The sequence below is a fragment of the Imhoffiella purpurea genome (genome assembly GCF_000585215.1).
GTDB classification, from domain to species: Bacteria; Pseudomonadota; Gammaproteobacteria; order Chromatiales; family Chromatiaceae; genus Imhoffiella; species Imhoffiella purpurea.
On sequence record NZ_AONC01000065.1, the window covers coordinates 1 to 18,397 of the forward strand.

An 18,397-nucleotide genomic window follows, 5' to 3' on the forward strand; every position below is an offset into this window, starting at 1 on the left:
GCCGACCGCCCGCCGTTCCGGCGGGCCTTCGAATCCGTGAGAATTCTTGTTGTCTTGGCTGCAACTGAGCATATCCCTGAGTTCCCTGCTCGTCAGTTTGACCAAAATGTTTACATGATTCTGCCTTGATTCGGTGCCGGGCGCGAGGGCAAATTGGGGTGTATGTCGACGATTACGCGAATCGTGGACGGGGTATGGTGGCGGAAGTCGAAACCTCGCTTTTCGACTGGCGGTGCCGTTCTCGATGCGTGATCCGATTCGATCTCGGGATGGCCTCTGGACGGTGTCCCGGCTAGCCGCCGCCGACCGGATGCGGTTCGACCTGCCAGATACGCTCGGCGTATTCGCGAATGGCGCGGTCCGAGGAGAACTTGCCCATGCGGGCGACGTTGAGGATCGACATGCGTGTCCACCGGTGGTGGTCGCGATAGACCTCGGCGACATGGTCATGGCAGGTGAGATAGGCGCGATAGTCGGCCAGAACCATGAAGGGATCCTGATTGACGAGCTGGTCGGTGAGCGGTCGGAAGAGCTGGGTGTCTCCGTGCGAAAAGAGGCCGGAGTTGATGAGGTCGATATCGGACCTGAGCTCCGGATCCCCCCGGTACAGCTCCCAGGGACGATAGCCCTGGTGCTGGCGCCGGTTCACCTCCTCGGCGGACATGCCGAACAGGAAGAAGTTCTCGGCGCCGACCTCCTCGCGGATCTCGACGTTGGCGCCGTCCAGCGTGCCGATGGTCAGCGCGCCGTTCATGGAGAACTTCATGTTGCCCGTACCGGACGCCTCCTTGCCGGCGAGCGAGATCTGCTCCGAGAGATTCGCGGCGGGATAGAGACGCTGACCGTTCTTGACGTTGAAGTCGGGCATGAAGACGACCCGGATGAAGCCGTTGACCTGGGGGTCCTTGTTGACGACCTCGGCGATGGCGTTGATCAACTTGATGATGAGCTTGGCCATGAAATAGCCGGGTGCCGCCTTGCCGCCGAAGACGAAGGCCCGCGGAACCATGTCGTGATTGGGGTTCTGCTTGATGCGCTGATAGCAGCGGACGATGTGCAGGACGTTCAGGTGCTGGCGCTTGTATTCGTGGATGCGCTTGGCCTGGACGTCGAACATGGCCTCGGGGTCGAGCAGGACGCCGGTGCGATGCTTGAGCCAGGCGGAGAGATCGCGTTTGGCCGCGATCTTGACCTCGTGCCAGCGCTCGTGCAGCCCGGGGTCGGTCGCATGTGCCTCGAGCTCGCGCAGCCGATCGAGGTCGCGGATCCAGGCGTCGCTGCCGCAGGTCTCGGTGATGAGGCGGGTCAGACGCGGGTTGGCGACCACCATGAATCGCCGAGGCGTAACCCCGTTGGTGACATTGTGGAAGCGGTCGGGCCAGAGTTCGTGGAAGTCCCTGAAGAGCGTGGTCTTGACCAGCTCGGAGTGCAGCTCGGCGACACCGTTGACCGCCCGGCTGCCGACCACCGCGAGGTGGGCCATCCGCACCCGGCGCTCGCCGTCCTCGGCGATCAGCGACATGCGGCGCACCCGGTCCTCGTCGCCGAGGAAACGGACCCGGACCTGGTCGAGGAAGCGCTGGTTGATGGCGTAGACGATCTCCAGATGGCGCGGCAGCAGGCGCTCGAAGAGGCTGACCGACCAGGTCTCCAGCGCCTCGGGCAGCAGGGTGTGGTTGGTGTAGCAGAAGACCCGGTGGGTGATGTCCCATGCCTGGTCCCACTCCATGTCGTGCTCGTCCATCAGCAGACGCATGAGCTCGGCCACGGCCAGGGCCGGATGGGTGTCGTTGAGCTGGGCGACGAACTTGTCGGCGAGGGTCTCGAGCGGGCCGACCGTGTTGAACTGAAGCCGGATCATGTCCTGCACGGAACAGGAGACGAAGAAGAACTGCTGCTTGAGTCGCAGTTCCTTTCCCGCCTCGGGCTCGTCGTTGGGGTAGAGCACCTTGGAGATGGTCTCGGCCTCGATCTTGGCATGCACCGCGCCGTAATAGTCGCCGACGTTGAATGCCTGGAAATCGAATGACTCCGACGCCTCGGCCTTCCACAGGCGCAGCAGATTCACGTTGCCGACCCCGTAGCCGAGAATGGGCGTGTCGTAGGCGACCCCATCGATGACCAGATCCGGCACCCAGCGCGTGCGCGGGCGTCCGTCGTGATCGCGATACTGCTCGGTATGGCCCCCGTACATGACCGGGAAGCGGATCTTGGGCCTCGGGATCTCCCAGGGGTTGCCGTTGCGCAGCCAGGTGTCGCTCTTCTCGACCTGCCAGCCGTTCTCGATCATCTGGTCGAAGATCCCGAACTCGTAGCGGATGCCGTAGCCGATCGAGGGGATCTGGAGGGTCGAGAGCGAGTCCATGAAACAGGCCGCCAGACGCCCCAGTCCGCCGTTGCCGAGTCCGGGTTCCTCCTCTTCCTCGATGATGGCGTTCAAGTCCAGATCCAGCTCCTCCGCGGCCTCGGTCGAGGTCTCGGCGATTCCCAGATTGACCAGATTGTTCGCCAGATGCGGGCCGAGCAGGAATTCGGCCGAGAGATAGCAGACCGTGCGCGCATGCGTGGTCTTGAAGTCCTGGGCCGACTTGACCCAGCGCGCGAGCAGCCGGTCGCGAGTGGTGTAGGCGGCGGCCATGTAGAGGTCGTGGGGGGTCGCGACCTCCCGGAAACGTCCCTGGATGTAGAAGAGATTGTCCAGGAAGTCCCGCTTCAGGGACGCCTTCGACATGCCGGTGCGGGTGTGCTCGCGTTCCTGATCGAACGAGGCGGGGGATGGCTCCTGGTTCATGGGGACACCTTGTCGATGAAAAGGAGAGGCCGAAGAGCTGAGGTGAGACGCCGGGCCGATCGCGTGCCGGAAAGGCACCCGACCGGCGCCGTCTAGATTAGAAGGGCCAGACCCATTCGTCCACATCGGGCTTGTCGATGCCGTGCTCGTAGGCGTAGTTGCGGCAGTCGATCTGCATGTCGCGCAGCTTCTCCTTGACGTGCGCGCCGGCCACCTGCAGGCGGGGCACCCGGTTGATGACGTCGATGGCGAGACTGAAACGGTCGATCTCGTTGTTGATCGCCAGTTCCAGCGGGGTGTTGATGTTGCCCTTCTCCTTGTAGCCGCGCACGTGCAGATGGGCGTGGTTGGTGCGGCGGTAGGCGAGGCGGTGGATCAGCCAGGGATAGCCGTGGAAGTTGAAGATGACGGGCCTGTCCTTGGTGAAGAGGCTGTCGAAATCGGCGTCGCTCAGTCCGTGCGGATGCTCGCCGGCCGGCTGCAGCTTGAAGAGGTCCACGACGTTGATGAAGCGCAACCGGATGTCGGGGAAGTGCTCGCGCAGCAGGGCGGTGGCGGCCAGCGCCTCCTTGGTGGGGATGTCGCCGCACCCGGCCAGCACCGCGTCCGGCTCGCTGCCCTGGTCGTTGCTGGCCCATTCCCAGATGCCGATGCCCTTGGTGCAGTGCTTGATGGCGGCGTCCATGTCCAGATACTGGAGATGGTTCTGCTTGTCGGCGACGATGACGTTGATGTCGTCGCGGCTCTGCAGGCAGTGATTCACCGTCGAGAGCAGCGTGTTGACGTCCGGCGGCAGATAGATGCGAGTGACCTCGGGATTCTTGTTCACCACCACGTCGAGGAAGCCCGGGTCCTGATGGGTGAAGCCGTTGTGGTCCTGGCGCCAGACGGTGGAGGTGATCAGCAGGTTCAGCGAGGAGATGCGCGCGCGCCAGGGGATCTCCTCGCAGATGGCCAGCCACTTGGCGTGCTGGTTGTACATGCTGTCGATGACGTGGACGAAGGCCTCGTAGGTGGCGAAGAAGCCGTGGCGTCCGGTCAGCACGTAGCCCTCGTACCAGCCCTCGAGGGTGTGCTCGGAGAGCATCTCCATGACCCGGCCGTCGGGGGAGAGCTCGCCGCCGTCGGCATCCTCCGGCCGGTAGTCGCAGAGCCAGAGTTTCTTGCTGACCTCGTAGATGGCGTCGAGCTTGTTGGAGGTGTTCTCGTCCGGCCCGAAGACGCGGAAGTTGTCCATGTTTTTGGCCATGACGTCGCGCAGCAGTTCGCCGGTAGGACGGGTGTTCATGGCGCGGACGCGGCCCGGACCCGGAACCTCCAGCGCATAGTCGCGGAAGTCGGGCATGCGCAGGGCGCGGCGCAGCAGACCGCCGTTGGCGTGCGGGTTGGCGCTCATGCGCATCGCGCCCTCGGGGGCCAGTGCCCGGATCTCGGACATGAGCCGGCCGTTCGCGTCGAAGAGCTCCTCCGGGCGATAGCTGCGCATCCAGTTCTCGAGCTGACGCAGATGGGCCTCGTTGGCATGCATGCCCGAGAGCGGGACCTGATGAGCGCGCCAGAATCCCGCGACCTTGTGCCCGTCGACCTCGGCCGGGCCGGTCCAGCCCTTGGGCGTGCGTAGCACGATCATGGGCCAGTGGCAGCGTGTGGCCTCGCCGCTGGCGCGGGCCGTCTCCTGAAAGCCTCGAATCTCTTGATAGCAGGCATCCATGGTCTCGGCCATCCGCTGATGCATGACCATGGGGTCGTCACCCTCGACGAAGTGCGGCGTCCAGCCGTAGCCGCGGAAGAGATCAGCCAGCTCCTCGTTGGGGATGCGGGACAATAGGGTCGGATTGTTGATCTTGTAGCCGTTGAGATGGAGGATCGGCAGCACCGCGCCGTCGCGGATCGGATTGAGGAACTTGCTCGAATGCCAGGAGGTGGCGAGCGGCCCGGTCTCGGACTCGCCGTCGCCGACGGCCACGGCGACCAATAGGTTTGGGTTGTCGAAGGCGGCACCGAAGGCGTGCGAGATGGAATAGCCCAGCTCGCCGCCCTCGTGGATGGATCCGGGCGTCTCCGGGGTGCAGTGAGAGCCGATCCCGCCGGGGAAGGAGAACTGTTTGAAGAAGGCCTTCATGCCTTCCTCGTCCTCGCTCTTGTTGGGATAGATCTCGGAATAGGTGCCCTCCAGATAGACGGGAGCGAGCACGCCCGGCGCGCCATGGCCCGGACCGGCCAGGAAGATGGCCTCCTGCTGGCGCTCCCGGATGATCCGGTTGAGATGCACGTACATGAAGGAGAGCCCGGGGCTCGCGCCCCAATGACCGAGCAGGCGTTGCTTGAGGTGCTCCTCCTTCAGCGGCTCCTTGAGCAAGGGGTTGTCGCGCAGATAGATCATGCCGACGGCCAGGTAACAGCAGGCGCGCCAATAGGCATCGATCCGGGTGGTCTCTTCGCTTGTAAGTGCTGGACTGCTTTGGGATTCAGGTGTGGTCGTCATCGTAGTCTCCTCCGTCTTGGCGGTTGGTCGGACATGGGGTCAGACAAGGGGCGATGCGATAGGATCCCGAATGCCGTCCGATTCGCGGCGCGTGAATCCTGCCCCGGGGTCGTCTGTCCCCGATCGATCCAGATCACGGGAAGGGCGTGGGCATTCATCGGCCGCGCCCGAGACCTCCATAGGCTAGCGCCTTCGGGGGATTTCGGGATGAAGGGGAGGTTACGGTCGGTTCATGGCATCGCGGTCTGCCGTATCGGCGCGATGCGTGGAGAAATGGATAGCCTGCGAGATGCGGACAGGTATCTGATCTCGATCGGGCGGATCGGCGCCAAGCGCGGCGCCGATCCTCATCTCAGGACTCGAATCGAACCTGAACGTCCCTCGGCGGTGCCAGATGGGGCGCGGTCGTGACCAGCAGGCGCGCGCCGGCCTTGGCGTATTCCTCGGCGTTGGCGGCGTTGATGCCGCCGGCGACGGCGACGACCGTGCTGGAGCCGCGCTCGGCGAGCGCTCGGGCGACCTGGGCGACGGCCTCGGGGGTGAACTTCTCGAGTTGGAGCACGTCGGCCTCGGCCCATTCGAGGGCCTCGTCGGGCGTCGCGACCTCGACCACCACCCGTTTCTCGGGGCATTGACGGTGCAGGCGCGCGATCATCTCGGCCGGGGAGGTGCCGGGCAGGAACTGGCGGTGCTCGGCGAACACCAGCAGGGTCTCGGACAGACCGTTGCGGTGCATGACGGCACCGCCGGCCTTGAAGCACTTGACCGCCAGGCGGCGGTTGCCCGGGACGTTCTTGCGGGTTCCGGCCACCATGACGTCGGGGTTGCCGCGGCGGGCAGCGGTGACGATGGCGGAGGCGCGGGTCGAGATGCCGGAGCACCATTCGACGAGCGTCTGGGCGGTCTTCCAGCCGCGATGCAGGGCGCCCGCGCTACCGGATGCCTTGAGCAGCAGGGTTTCGTTCGGCGCCTCGTTGCCGGAGTGCAGGCGGATCTCGGCGTGTGCGCCGCAGAGTTCGAACATGCGCGCGGCCTCTTCGATGCCGCAGACCACCATGGGGTCGCGGGCGAAGAAGCGGATGCGTCCGGGTAGGGCGTCGATGCCGAGCGATTCGGTGGTGAGATCCCCGAAGGGGACGTCTTCGTCGAGGAGTTGGTGCAGTTCTTGGTCGCTGAGCACCGGTGGCGTCCCTGGGGCCACCGGTCTCGTCGCGGAATCAGTCATAGCGTTCGTCCTTCCAGCGCCGTAGCGCGGTGAATACCTCGGCCCCCGAGCTCAGCGGGCGGCCGGCAAAGCCTGCGGCCGCGGCCATGACCCTGGGCTCGCGGACGCGCAGGAAGGGGTTGGTGCTCAATTCCAGGTCGAGCGGCGCGGGAAGGGTCGGTTCGCCGCGTCGGCGCCGCTCGGTCTCGAGCCCGGTGCGTTCGACCAGCGCGGGGCTGTCCGGTTCGACCCATGCGGCGAATCCGAGATTGGCCAGGGTGTATTCGTGTGCGCAGTAGCAGAGGGTGTCCGGGGGCAGGGCGGCGATGCTTTCGAGCGAGTTGGCGAGCTGCTCGAAGGTGCCGTCGAAGACCCGGCCGCAGCCTGCGGCGAAGAGTGTGTCGCCGCAGAAGAGCTTGCCGTCGCCGAGATAGGCGATGTGGGTCGAGGTATGGCCTGGGACCTCCATCACCCGGAAGCGGGTGGAGAGTCCTGCGGGCCGGATCGCGTCGCCCTCGCGGCAAGGATGGGTGATGGTGCGGATGCGCGGATCCGCCGGGCCATGGACCTCGGCGTTCGGGAATGCCTCCAGCAGATCGGGGATGCCGCCGGTGTGGTCGTGGTGATGGTGGGTGACCAGGATTCCGGTCAGGGTGCGGCCCTCTCGGCGCAGGACCTCCAGCACCGGATCCGCGTCGCCCAGATCGACCACGACCGCCGTGTCGTCGGTCTCGGTCAGGAGCCAGATGTAGTTGTCATCGAAGGCGGGGATGGGGCGTGCCTGGATCATGTCTGTGACCTCCGGCCCAATCTCGATCAGCGGTTTGACGAAAGGTTTTGGGAGGAAGGCCGCTCGAATGCCGGGAGACGTTCGAGCGGCATCGGTGATGGCGCCCTAGGCGTGCCTGCGCGCCGGCTCGCCGTCGTCCTGCTGGGTCCAGCCGGCGCTCTCCAGCTCGGCCCGCAGGCTGGCGAGGATGCCGGATGCATCCAGTCCGCAGGCCGCCAGCTGCTCGCGATGATCTGCATGGTCGATGTAGCGGTCCGGCAGCCCGAGATGGATGCAGCGCACCACCCGTCCATGGCTGGACAGGGTCTCGGCCACGGCGCTGCCGGCACCGCCGGCGATGGCGTTTTCCTCGACGGTGAAGAGGATCTCGTGGCTGTCGGCCAGTTCCAGGATGAGATCCGTGTCGAGCGGCTTGACGAAGCGCATGTTGGCGACCGTGGCGTCCACCGATTCGGCGGCCTCCAGCGCGGGGGCGACCATGCTGCCGAAGGCGAGCACGGCGAGGCGCTGGCCGCGGCGCACGACCTCGCCGCGGCCGATCGGCAGAGCCGGGGCCTTGGGGTCGATGGCGACGCCGGGTCCGCTGCCGCGCGGATAGCGCACCATGGCCGGTCCCTCGTGCTCGAATCCGGTCTTGAGCATCTGGCGGCACTCGTTCTCGTCGGCGGGCGCCATGATGATCATGTTGGGGATGGGGCGGGTGAAGCTCAGGTCGAAGCTGCCGGCATGGGTGGCGCCGTCCGCGCCCACCAGTCCGCCGCGGTCGACAGCGAAGGTGACGTCCAGGTTCTGGAGCGCCACGTCGTGGATGAGCTGATCGTAGGCGCGCTGCAGGAAACTCGAATAGATGGCGACGACCGGTTTGAGTCCCTCGCAGGCGAGGCCGGCGGCGAGCGTGACCGCGTGCTGCTCGGCGATGCCGACATCGAAGAAGCGGTCGGGGAAGCGCTTTGAGAAGGCGGTGAGACCCGAGCCCTCGCACATGGCCGGGGTGATGCCGACCAGGCGCGCGTCCTCGGCCGCGGCGTCGCACAGCCAGCCGCCGAAGATCTGGGTGTAGCTCGGACCCTTGCTCTTGCCCTTGCGCAGCTCGCCGGTGCGCTGGTCGAAAGGGGTGACGCCGTGATAGGTCGTCGGCTGACCCTCGGCCGGCTCGTAGCCGCGCCCCTTCTTGGTGACGATATGGAGCAGACGCTGTCCCGGCATGTCCTTGATGTTGCGCAGGGTGCGCACGACCGAGCCCATGTCGTGACCGTCGATGGGGCCGATATAGTTGAAGCCCAGCTCCTCGAACAGGGTGCTGGGCATCAGCATGCCCTTCATGTGCTCTTCCCAGCGGCCGACCAGATGGCGCAGGTGCGGCATGCCGGCCAGGGCGGATTTGCTGCCCTCGCGCATGCTGGTGTAGACCTTCCCGGAGAGCAGACGCGCCAGGTGGTTGCTGATGGCGCCGACCGGTGGCGAGATGGACATCTCGTTGTCGTTGAGGATGACGACCAGGTCGATGTCCATGGATCCGGCGTGATTGAGCGCCTCGAAGGCCATGCCGGCGCTCAGTGCGCCGTCGCCGATCACGGCGATCACGGTGCGCCGCTCGCCCTTCTGCTTGGCGGCTAGGGCCATGCCGAGCGCGGCGCTGATCGAGGTGCTGGAGTGGCCGACGCCGAAGGTGTCGTATTCGCTCTCGCTGCGCTTGGGAAAGCCGGAGACGCCGTCCTTCTGGCGCAGTGTGCACATGCGGTCGCGGCGGCCGGTGAGGATCTTGTGCGGGTAGGCCTGGTGACCGACGTCCCAGACGATGCGGTCGGCAGGCGTATCGAAGACGTAATGGAGTCCGAGGGTGAGTTCGACCACGCCCAGTCCGGCCGCCAGGTGTCCGCCGGTCTGCGAGACGCACTCGATCAGAAAGTTGCGCAGCTCGCTCGCGACCTCGGGGAGCTGACTCTCGGACAGGGCTCGCAGGTCTCGCGGCGAGTCGATCGAATCGAGGAGTGGACGTCGGTGCGAGGCGACACCGGAATCGCTCAAGGTGCGGTGTGGCATGATCTGAGAGTCTGCTTTTTGACAAGCCAAGTAGTTTAGTCGAATTAAGGATGGGCTGACCAACCCGATGATGCTGGCCAGGCGCTCAATACCATGTCATCTATATGGAAATGCGCGCCTCTCGATACGTACTCAGCCGTTCGCTGGCGTCTTTTGGGGGAAGGATATGGGCGCGGCGATGCTCGCGGCCTCGGCGAGGACGAATTCGCGGAAGGCCCTGGCGGCGGGCGACAGACGCTTGCCCTGGCGGTAGACCAGATACCACTGACGCCGGTCGGGGAAGTCCTCCACGTCGAGCACGACCAGGCGCCGCGTCTCCAGTTCGAGCTCGATGGTGTGCATCGAGACCACGCTCAGGCCCAGTCCGGAGCGGACCGCTTGCTTGACGGCCTCGTTGCGGGTCATCTGCATCCCATGCCGGATGCTCAGTCCGCGCTCGGCGAAGAAGCGCTCCATCGCCTGGCGCGTTCCCGATCCCTCCTCGCGCATCACGAAGACCTCCTGGGCGATGCGCGACAGTGGGATGTCGCGCTCTCCGGCCAGGGGATGGTCGGGCGGTGCGACCACGACCAGCGGATTCTCCATGAAGACCTCGGATTCGACCTCGACCGTCTTGGGCGGAAGGCCCATGAGCACCAGGTCCACCGCGTTGCCGTCGAGTAGGTGGACCAGCTTCTCGCGGTTGGTGACGACCAGCTTCAGGGTGATCCCTGGATAGCGTTTCTGGAAGATCGCCAGCAGCCGCGGCGCGAAATAGTTGACCGTGCTGGCCACCGCCACCTGGAGCCGCCCTCGGTTCACGCCCTTGAGCGACTCCATCACCTCTTCCATCTCGATCAGCGAGCGGTCGATGGCCTGGCTGTACTGATGGACCTCCTCGCCGGCCTCGGTCAGGAGGATGCGCTTGCCGAGCCGCTCGAAGAGGATCAGTCCGATCTCCTCCTCCAACTGTCGCACCTGCATGGACACGGCCGGCTGGCTGAGATGCAGTTCCTCGGCCGCGCGGGTATAGCTCAGATGACGGGCGACCGCCTCGAAGACGCGGAGTTGTCTCAGTGAGATGTTCATATGGGATAGTCGCCGGTCTTCGGCCGTTGGTCTCGTGTTGTGTAAAGCCTGGCAAGCGGCGATGATCCGCCTGGCCGGCCGGATGCCGGTTGAATCATAACTTTTTACTGATGTATCCCATAAAAAACACTGACTTTCAATTATGTTTTTTTCCACGAATAATCTGCTCCAGACTTGAAGACGAGCAGAGCGGTTCCATCCATCGCTCGGCCTGGCTCTCCAGGCCACATCAACACCCTTGCGGAGGACGATACGAGAATGGCCAAGACATATAACGCGGGCGTGAAGGAATATCGTGAAACCTATTGGATGCCGAACTACACGCCCAAGGACACCGACATCCTGGCGTGCTTCAAGATCACCCCGCAGGCCGGCGTCCCGCGTGAAGAGGCCGCCGCGGCCGTCGCGGCCGAATCCTCGACCGGCACCTGGACCACGGTCTGGACCGACCTGCTGACCGATCTCGACTACTACAAGGGCCGCGCCTACGCCATCGAGGACGTGCCCGGCAACGACGACGCCTTCTACGCCTTCATCGCCTATCCGATCGACCTCTTCGAGGAAGGCTCGGTGGTCAACGTCTTCACCTCGCTGGTCGGTAACGTGTTCGGCTTCAAGGCCGTGCGTGCCCTGCGCCTGGAAGACGTCCGCTTCCCGATCGCCTACGTCATGACCTGCAACGGCCCGCCGCACGGCATCCAGGTCGAGCGCGATTTGATGAACAAGTACGGCCGTCCGCTGCTCGGCTGCACCATCAAGCCCAAGCTGGGTCTCTCGGCCAAGAACTATGGGCGCGCGGTCTACGAGTGTCTGCGCGGCGGTCTCGACTTCACCAAGGACGACGAGAACGTCAACTCCCAGCCCTTCATGCGCTGGCGCCAACGCTTCGACTTCGTCATGGAGGCCATCGACAAGGCCGAGCGCGAGACCGGCGAGCGCAAGGGTCACTACCTGAACGTGACCGCGCCGACCCCGGAAGAGATGTACAAGCGTGCCGAGTACGCCAAGGAGATCGGCGCACCCATCATCATGCACGACTACATCACCGGCGGTTTCTGCGCCAACACGGGTCTGGCTCAGTGGTGTCAGGACAACGGCATGCTGCTGCACATCCACCGCGCCATGCACGCCGTGCTCGACCGCAACCCGAACCACGGTATCCACTTCCGCGTGCTGACCAAGATCCTGCGTCTCTCCGGCGGCGACCATCTGCACACCGGCACCGTGGTCGGCAAGCTCGAGGGCGACCGCGAGTCGACCCTGGGCTGGATCGATCTGCTGCGCGAGTCCTACGTCAAGGAGGACCGCAGCCGCGGCATCTTCTTCGATCAGGACTGGGGCGCCATGCCGGGCGCCTTCGCGGTGGCCTCCGGTGGTATCCACGTCTGGCACATGCCGGCCCTGGTCACCATCTTCGGCGACGATGCGGTGCTGCAGTTCGGCGGCGGTACCCTCGGCCATCCATGGGGCAACGCGGCCGGCGCCTGCGCCAACCGTGTCGCGCTCGAAGCCTGCGTCGAGGCGCGCAACCAAGGCGTCGCCATCGAGAAGGAGGGTAAAGAGGTCCTCACCAAGGCCGCCGCCTCCAGCCCGGAGCTCAAGGCCGCCATGGAGACCTGGAAGGAGATCAAGTTCGAGTTCGACACCGTCGACAAGCTGGACGTGTCGCATAAGTAAGCCTTCAGCCGCCAGCTTCCAGCTACCAGCTTGATTGGCTTCTCCCGCTGGAAGCCGGTCGCTGGAGGCTGGCAGCTCAGACGAACCACTCGAACGGATAACAATTTCGGAGCGACATACCATGAGCGACATGCAGGACTACACCTCCAGTCTCGAAGACGTCAACAGCCGCAAGTTCGAGACCTTCTCCTATCTGCCGGCCATGACCCAGGAGCAGATCCGCAAGCAGGTCGAGTACATCATCTCCAAGGGCTGGAACCCGGCCGTCGAGCACACCGAGCCGGAGAACGCCTTCGACCATTACTGGTACATGTGGAAGCTGCCGATGTTCGGCGAGACCGACGTCGATACCGTCCTGGCCGAGGCCGAGGCCTGTCACAAGGCGCATCCCGACAACCACGTGCGTCTGATCGGATTCGACAACTACGCCCAGTCCAAGGGTGCCGAGATGGTCGTCTTCCGCGGCAAGCCGGTCTAACGGCTAGGCGCTTCATTGCGGCTAACGGAGCCCCTGCTTCCTGAATGAAGGGGCAGGGGCTTCGTTTTGTCCGCGCTCCGGAAACCCTCGACTCCCAGAATCCATGAAGGGACCGCTCCCATGTCAGACTTCGATCGCGACCAATACCTGATTCAGCAAGAGCCCTACTACTGTCCAGTCCACAACGAGGTCGCCATGTACCAGGCGGCCTACGACGCGCGGATGCCGGTCATGCTCAAGGGGCCGACCGGGTGCGGCAAGACCCGCTTCGTCGAGTACATGGCCTGGAAGCTCGGCAAGCCGCTCATCACCGTGGCCTGCAACGAGGACATGACCGCCTCCGACCTGGTCGGCCGCTTCCTGCTCGACATCAACGGCACCAAGTGGCAGGACGGCCCGCTCACCGTCGCCGCGCGCCTCGGCGCCATCTGCTATCTCGACGAGGTGGTCGAGGCGCGTCAGGACACCACGGTCGTCATCCATCCCCTGACCGACCACAGACGCACCTTGCCGCTGGAGAAGAAGGGCGAGCTGGTCGAGGCCCATCCGGACTTCCAGATCGTCATCTCCTACAACCCCGGCTATCAGAGCCTCATGAAGGACCTGAAGCAGTCGACCAAGCAGCGTTTCGGCGCGCTCGACTTCGACTATCCGACCGCCGAGATCGAGTCCGAGATCATCGCCCACGAGGGCAAGGTGGATAAGTCCACTGCCGAGAAGCTGGTCCAGATCGCCCACCGCAGCCGCAACCTCAAGGGTCACGGTCTGGACGAGGGCATGTCGACCCGGCTCCTGGTCTATGCCGCCCAGCTCATCTCCCAGGGCATCGACCCCCAGTCCGCCGCCCGCATGGCCCTGGTCGGACCGCTCACGGACGACCCGGATATGCGCGATACCCTGGATGCGGCCGTCAATACCTATTTCTAGCTTCCAGCCGCCAGCCGCCAGCCGCCAGCTTCCAGCGGAGCAAGGGGAAGGGTATGAGGGATTATCGAAAGCTGGGTGTATGGGAGAAGTCGCATGTGCTGGCGCTGGAGATTTACAAGGCGACGAGAGGGTTTCCGGACGCCGAACGATTTGGGCTGTCGGCCCAGATGCGGCGATGTGCCGTCTCCGTGCCCTCGAACATCGCCGAGGGCTGCGGACGGGGAACCGATGCAGATTTCGCCCGCTTCGTCAGAATCGCGGCGGGCTCAGCCAATGAGCTCGAATACCAATGTTTGCTATCCAGAGACCTCAGCTATCTCTCAGAAGATCAAGCCGATGCGCTGATGCTGCAATGCTCGGAGGTGCGCAGAATGTTGTCCGGTCTGCTCTCCAAGCTGTGTCGATCGGCATGAGACTCCGATCACGGCTGCTCGCTCTTTCTGGCTGGAGGCTGGCCGCTGGAAGCTGGAGGCTTTCCCAATGACCATCGACTTCAGCGAATTTCTCACCTGTCTCAAGGCCGACCCGGAGCACGAGCATGCTCAGGCGCTGGAGTCGAGCTATCAGGAGGCGGCGCGTGTCATGTCCCCTCGGGGACTGGAGCACTATCTGACCGGCATCAAGGCCATGTGCACCCTCAACAAGGGGGCGGATCTGGTCCTGACCTACGTCCAGGAGATGCCTGGGGTCGTCAAGGAGGTGGGCGAGGACATCATCCCTGACATCGTCAGCTCGCTGATGAAGCTGTCCTCCCATACCTCGGGCACGGTCATCACCCTCATGATGAGCAACATGCCGCTGGCCGCCAGCCGGCTGGGCGACATTGAGGTGATGCGCGGCTATCTGAACCTGCTCCATCAGCTCGCCGGCAAGGCCCCGCGCGGTCTGCGGCCGATGATGGAGAACATGGACGAGCTGCTGTCCAAACTCACCCTCGGGGGGCTCAGGCGCTGGGCGCTCTGGGGCGCGCAGGCCCACGCCCGAGATCTGGACGGCCAGATGGCCTATTTCGGGCTGCAGACCGAGTCCTCGCGCTCGGTGCTGCAGAAGGAGCGGCGCGGGACCCTCTTCGTCGACAACCAGCGCAAGCTCAACTTCTATCTGCGCGCGCTCTGGGCGAGGGCCTTCTTCATGCGTCCGACCTCGGGCGACTACGAGTCGCGTACCGGTCTCAAGCCCTTCATCGAGGACTTCCAGATCCATCTGCCGGACGCCTTCGACGCCTGGCGCGGCATTTCGGGCATGGAGCTCTATCGCGCCGCCGCCGCGCACTGCGCCGCGCACATGGTCTACACCAATCAGCCGATGAGCGCCGAGCAGCTGAATCCGGTGCAGCGGCTCTTCATCGAGCTGTTCGAGGACGCCCGCATCGAGTCGCTGGCCATCCGTGAGTTCCCGGGGCTCAGGAAGCTGTGGCTGCAGTTCTTCACCGCATCGCCCGAGGCCGACGAGCCCACCAAGCGGCATCCGCTGGTCGACCTCATGATGCGGATGTCCCGAGCCCTGCTGGACGAGGACTACCAGGACCCGGACGCCCTGATCGAGGAGTCTGCCGCCGCCTTCCGCGCCGCATTCGCCGAGCGTGCCGAGGACAACCGGATCAGCTGGCTCGCCGGCGTGGACTTCTACAACCGTGCCGTCCAGGTCGCCGCCATTCCCAGCCTGCGTATCCTGGAGGATCTGCCGCTGCCCTATCGGGACGACAACGACTACATCTGGGATTTCGACGAGAACCTCTTCGTCACCCGTGGTATCGACTATCTCCCCGCCTCGCAGCAGCAGGTGCGGCGCAACGTCAGCGTCATGGAGATGGTCAACGAGCTCGACTGCGAGCTGGCCGGCGACGACGCCCAGGAGATCTGGACCCTCTCGACCGAGTTCTGGCTCGACCAGGAGGGCTGCACCATCAACGAGCTGGAGGGCAAGGAGCCGGTCTCCGAGCCCTATCACTACCAGGAGTGGGACTATCAGGTTCAGCTGCATCGGCCGGACTGGGCGACCCTCGTCGAGCGCCGGCAGGGCAGGGGCGATCCCGAGCGGATGGACGAGATCCTCACCAAGCACAAGCCGGTCGCGAGCCGTATCCGCCATCTGATCGATGCACTCCAGCCCCAGGGCATCGTCCGTCGGCGCGGCTACGAGGAGGGCGAGGAGCTGGATCTCAACGCCGCCGTGCGCGCCATGATCGACATCCGTCGCGGTGTCATGCCGGATCCGCGCATCAACATCCGCATCACTCGGCACGTCCGCGATCTGTCCATCGTGGTGCTGATGGACCTGTCCCAGTCCACCAACGAGAAGGTCGGCGTCAAGGAGGGCGAGCCCGGCTACGAGGAGGCCCCGAGCATCCTGGATCTCACCCGCGAGTCCACCGGGCTGCTGGCCTGGGCGATCGACTCCATCGGCGACAACTTCGCCGTCCACGGCTTCGCCTCCGACGGGCGTCACGACGTCCAGTACTACCGCTTCAAGGACTTCGACCAGCCCTATGACGACGACGCCAAGTCGCGCATGGCCGGGATGGAGGGCGGGCTTTCCACCCGCATGGGCGCCGCGCTCCGCCATGCCGGCTGGCACCTGACCCAGCAGCCGGCCCAGAAGCGCCTGGTGCTGCTCATCACCGACGGTGAGCCCGCCGACATCGACGAGCGCGATCCGCAATATCTGCGGCACGACGCCAAGAAGGCGGTGGAGGATCTGCGCATGCGCGGCATCCATACCTATTGCCTGACCCTGGACCCGGACGCGGACCGCTATGTCGCCCGCATCTTCGGCGAGAACGGCTACTCTATCGTCGACCAGGTCGAGCGGCTTCCCGAACGGCTTCCAGCCGTATTCGCCGCCCTGACCGCCTGACCCCCCGGCCGATCGATCAGGCTTCCCGTAGGGCGGAATAGCGCAGCCTATTCCGCCGCATGCCGGCCATCCAACGCAGGATGCTCTCAACTCAACCATCTGAAATACAAAAATATATCGATTTCGCCACCAGACACCCCCGATCATTCCGCTAGACTTGGGACCCTGCACGCACTGAAGGACGCGCCCCGGGCGCGATTCAGCCCATGACCAAGCTCTTCGATACCCTGGCCCCCGACAACTGGCATCTACTGATCGGCATCCTTTTCCTCGTCCTGCTGGGACGGATCGGTGCCTGGATTCTGGAAGGTAAATCCGACAGTACGCGCTTTCCGCGCCTGGTCGCACTCATCGATCTGATCGTGCTGCCGTGCGCCGTCCTCGTCATCGGGTCGTTGGTCCAGCTGGTTGTGGGCTTGCTCGAGATCCCCAGGGCGGGGGACGGCATTCGGGTCCTGACTCAGCTGCTGGTCTATCTGTCCGCCGGATGGGCCTTGGCGCGGCTCATCGAGGTCACGCTGCTCGACCGTTCGAACGAGGAGCTGTCCGGTCGCATCCCCAAGCTGGTGACCGGTCTCATCTATGTGGCTATGCTGGCGCTCGGGATCGCCCTCTTTCTCTGGCAGCGCGGCTATTCATTCACCGGTATCTGGGTCTCGACCGGCGTCACGGCGGCCGTGCTGGGTCTGGCGCTGCAGAAGACCCTGAGCGATCTCTTCTCCGGGGTCGCGCTGGGGATGGAGCGTCCGTTCCATCTCGGCGATTGGGTGGAGCTCAAGGACGGGACCGTCGGCCAGGTGGTCGACGTGAACTGGCGCGCGACCCGGCTGAGGGGCTGGGACAATGCCACTCATATCATCCCCAACTCGCAGATGGCGGGGCAGGCGATCAAGAATCTGCACGACGATCAGCACCTCTACGCGCCCTGGTATTTCGTCAAGGTTCCGGCCGAGGTCGATCCGCGCTTCGCGACCGCGCTCATGCTCGAGGCGGCGATGCGCTGCGAGAACGTGCTCAAATTCCCCTATCCGATCGTTCGTCTCTCGGATGCCACCACGGTCCCCTTCACCTACATGGTCTGGGTCCATCTGAAGAACTACCCGGCGATGTTTCGTGCCCGCGAGGAGCTGTTCCGGGAGATCCATCGCGGTCTGCAGGCCGCGGGCATCGAGGCCGCGCCCCAGGTGCAGGAGATCCGCACCCGGCGTGCCCATATCACCCAGGCCGAACCGCCGAGCCTGCTGCTGGCGCTCCAGGGTCTCGATCTGGCTGGATTCCTGACCGGCGAGGAACTGGAGCGTCTCTCTTCGCGGGCCGCCTTCTGCCAGTTCGACAGCGGGCATGTCATCCTCGCCGAGGCGGTGCAGAGCGGGGCCTTCTACGTGGTCGCGGCCGGGCTGGTCGAGGCGGCGATCACGCTCTCCGATCGCACCCGCAAGGTCACCGAGACCCTGGGACCCGGAAAGTATTTCGGCATCACCTCGATGCTGACGACGGATCCCTCCTTCCTCGAATTCACGGCCAAGAGCGACGTGAGCCTGATCCGCATCGACCTCGACTGCATTCGCGGCCTGGTCTCCGAGCGTCCCGAACTCGCCGAGCGTCTCGCCGGCGTCGTCAAGGAGCGTCTGGACGCCGCCGAGGCCGCCCGCGTCGCCAGCCGCCAGCCCGCCCGAAGCCTCAGCATGCGCGACATCCGCGACCGCATCGAGACCCTGGTCTGGCGCCCCTCGCGCCGCCACCGCGGACGCTGATACCCCCAGTCCATCGCTCCCACCTCCCCGTAGGGCGCAATAGCGACAGCGTATTGCGCCGAAAGGAAATCACCGCCCGCTCACACCAAGGCATCCAGCGGACTCCGCACCCCCTTCCCGCCACGATTCAGCACATGCGTATAGATCATGGTGGTCGACACGTCCGCATGCCCCAGCAATTCCTGAACCGTGCGGATGTCATATCCGGCCTGTAACACATGGGTCGCGAAGCTATACCTGTCTCATACAGGTTTTCGGCAGAGTTCCCTCGTGAACAGTCTGGCCCCATGGTAAGCTCCTCATGATGAACGACTACCGACTGAG

The 18,397-nt window shown here is 64.7% G+C and carries 12 protein-coding genes and 1 pseudogene; 6 read left to right on the forward strand and 7 right to left on the reverse strand.

Going from position 1 to position 18,397, the window contains the following annotated elements; translation table 11 throughout:
• Window positions 1-292: 292 nt before the first annotated feature.
• The 6 genes from D779_RS17980 to D779_RS18005 all read right to left on the reverse strand — a co-directional run bounded on the left by D779_RS17980 (window position 293) and on the right by D779_RS18005 (window position 10,381).
• Window positions 293-2,791, reverse strand: a complete 2,499-nt coding sequence (locus tag D779_RS17980; protein WP_043756773.1) for a glycogen/starch/alpha-glucan phosphorylase — start codon at window positions 2,789-2,791, stop codon at window positions 293-295.
• A gap of 97 nt (window positions 2,792-2,888) precedes the next feature.
• The gene (locus tag D779_RS17985; protein ID WP_043756776.1) at window positions 2,889-5,276 is read right to left on the reverse strand and encodes a phosphoketolase family protein; all 2,388 of its coding nucleotides are present in this window, start codon (window positions 5,274-5,276) and stop codon (window positions 2,889-2,891) included.
• Between the two features lie 352 nt (window positions 5,277-5,628).
• On the reverse strand, window positions 5,629-6,501 hold the full coding sequence (gene modD, locus D779_RS17990; RefSeq protein ID WP_052348250.1) for a ModD protein: 873 nt from the start codon (window positions 6,499-6,501) through the stop codon (window positions 5,629-5,631).
• Window positions 6,494-7,270, reverse strand: coding sequence for a hydroxyacylglutathione hydrolase (gene gloB / locus D779_RS17995; protein ID WP_043756779.1), 777 nt, complete (start codon window positions 7,268-7,270; stop codon window positions 6,494-6,496). Before gloB ends, modD begins: the two co-directional genes overlap by 8 nt.
• A gap of 105 nt (window positions 7,271-7,375) precedes the next feature.
• Window positions 7,376-9,313: a 1-deoxy-D-xylulose-5-phosphate synthase gene (gene dxs / locus D779_RS18000; protein WP_043756781.1), complete on the reverse strand. Its 1,938-nt coding sequence runs from the start codon at window positions 9,311-9,313 to the stop codon at window positions 7,376-7,378.
• Window positions 9,314-9,445: 132 nt separating this feature from the next.
• On the reverse strand, window positions 9,446-10,381 hold the full coding sequence (locus D779_RS18005) for a LysR family transcriptional regulator (RefSeq protein WP_043756784.1): 936 nt from the start codon (window positions 10,379-10,381) through the stop codon (window positions 9,446-9,448).
• A 258-nt stretch (window positions 10,382-10,639) separates the two neighbouring features.
• On the opposite strand from D779_RS18005, the gene D779_RS18010 reads away from it, so the two are divergent.
• The 6 genes from D779_RS18010 to D779_RS18035 all read left to right on the forward strand — a co-directional run bounded on the left by D779_RS18010 (window position 10,640) and on the right by D779_RS18035 (window position 18,073).
• The gene (locus D779_RS18010; protein ID WP_043756787.1) at window positions 10,640-12,058 is read left to right on the forward strand and encodes a form I ribulose bisphosphate carboxylase large subunit; all 1,419 of its coding nucleotides are present in this window, start codon (window positions 10,640-10,642) and stop codon (window positions 12,056-12,058) included.
• Between the two features lie 121 nt (window positions 12,059-12,179).
• Window positions 12,180-12,536, forward strand: coding sequence for a ribulose bisphosphate carboxylase small subunit (locus tag D779_RS18015; protein ID WP_043756789.1), 357 nt, complete (start codon window positions 12,180-12,182; stop codon window positions 12,534-12,536).
• A 120-nt stretch (window positions 12,537-12,656) separates the two neighbouring features.
• A complete protein-coding gene (locus D779_RS18020) occupies window positions 12,657-13,463 on the forward strand; it encodes a CbbQ/NirQ/NorQ/GpvN family protein (RefSeq protein WP_043756794.1) in 807 nt (268 codons plus the stop codon).
• A 53-nt stretch (window positions 13,464-13,516) separates the two neighbouring features.
• Entirely contained in the window at window positions 13,517-13,876 is a 360-nt protein-coding gene (locus D779_RS18025) for a four helix bundle protein (RefSeq protein ID WP_043756797.1), read from the forward strand.
• Between the two features lie 67 nt (window positions 13,877-13,943).
• On the forward strand, window positions 13,944-16,319 hold the full coding sequence (locus D779_RS18030) for a nitric oxide reductase activation protein NorD (protein ID WP_043756799.1): 2,376 nt from the start codon (window positions 13,944-13,946) through the stop codon (window positions 16,317-16,319).
• A 206-nt stretch (window positions 16,320-16,525) separates the two neighbouring features.
• A complete protein-coding gene (locus D779_RS18035) occupies window positions 16,526-18,073 on the forward strand; it encodes a mechanosensitive ion channel family protein (protein WP_043756802.1) in 1,548 nt (515 codons plus the stop codon).
• Window positions 18,074-18,153: 80 nt separating this feature from the next.
• Here D779_RS18035 and D779_RS21875 read toward each other — a convergent pair.
• Window positions 18,154-18,312, reverse strand: a pseudogene (locus D779_RS21875) (tyrosine-type recombinase/integrase); the annotation flags it as partial.
• Window positions 18,313-18,397: the final 85 nt, after the last annotated feature.

What these genes read in the sequence shown, in the direction of transcription:
- dxs (WP_043756781.1), bottom strand. Translation starts at nt 9,313, where the DNA reads ATGCCACACCGCACCTTGAGCGATTCCGGTGTCGCCTCGCACCGACGT.
- D779_RS18005 (WP_043756784.1), bottom strand. Translation starts at nt 10,381, where the DNA reads ATGAACATCTCACTGAGACAACTCCGCGTCTTCGAGGCGGTCGCCCGT.
- D779_RS18015 (WP_043756789.1), top strand. Translation starts at nt 12,180, where the DNA reads ATGAGCGACATGCAGGACTACACCTCCAGTCTCGAAGACGTCAACAGC.
- modD (WP_052348250.1), bottom strand. Translation starts at nt 6,501, where the DNA reads ATGACTGATTCCGCGACGAGACCGGTGGCCCCAGGGACGCCACCGGTG.
- D779_RS17980 (WP_043756773.1), bottom strand. Translation starts at nt 2,791, where the DNA reads ATGAACCAGGAGCCATCCCCCGCCTCGTTCGATCAGGAACGCGAGCAC.
- D779_RS18025 (WP_043756797.1), top strand. Translation starts at nt 13,517, where the DNA reads ATGAGGGATTATCGAAAGCTGGGTGTATGGGAGAAGTCGCATGTGCTG.
- D779_RS18020 (WP_043756794.1), top strand. Translation starts at nt 12,657, where the DNA reads ATGTCAGACTTCGATCGCGACCAATACCTGATTCAGCAAGAGCCCTAC.
- D779_RS18030 (WP_043756799.1), top strand. Translation starts at nt 13,944, where the DNA reads ATGACCATCGACTTCAGCGAATTTCTCACCTGTCTCAAGGCCGACCCG.
- D779_RS18035 (WP_043756802.1), top strand. Translation starts at nt 16,526, where the DNA reads ATGACCAAGCTCTTCGATACCCTGGCCCCCGACAACTGGCATCTACTG.
- gloB (WP_043756779.1), bottom strand. Translation starts at nt 7,270, where the DNA reads ATGATCCAGGCACGCCCCATCCCCGCCTTCGATGACAACTACATCTGG.
- D779_RS18010 (WP_043756787.1), top strand. Translation starts at nt 10,640, where the DNA reads ATGGCCAAGACATATAACGCGGGCGTGAAGGAATATCGTGAAACCTAT.
- D779_RS17985 (WP_043756776.1), bottom strand. Translation starts at nt 5,276, where the DNA reads ATGACGACCACACCTGAATCCCAAAGCAGTCCAGCACTTACAAGCGAA.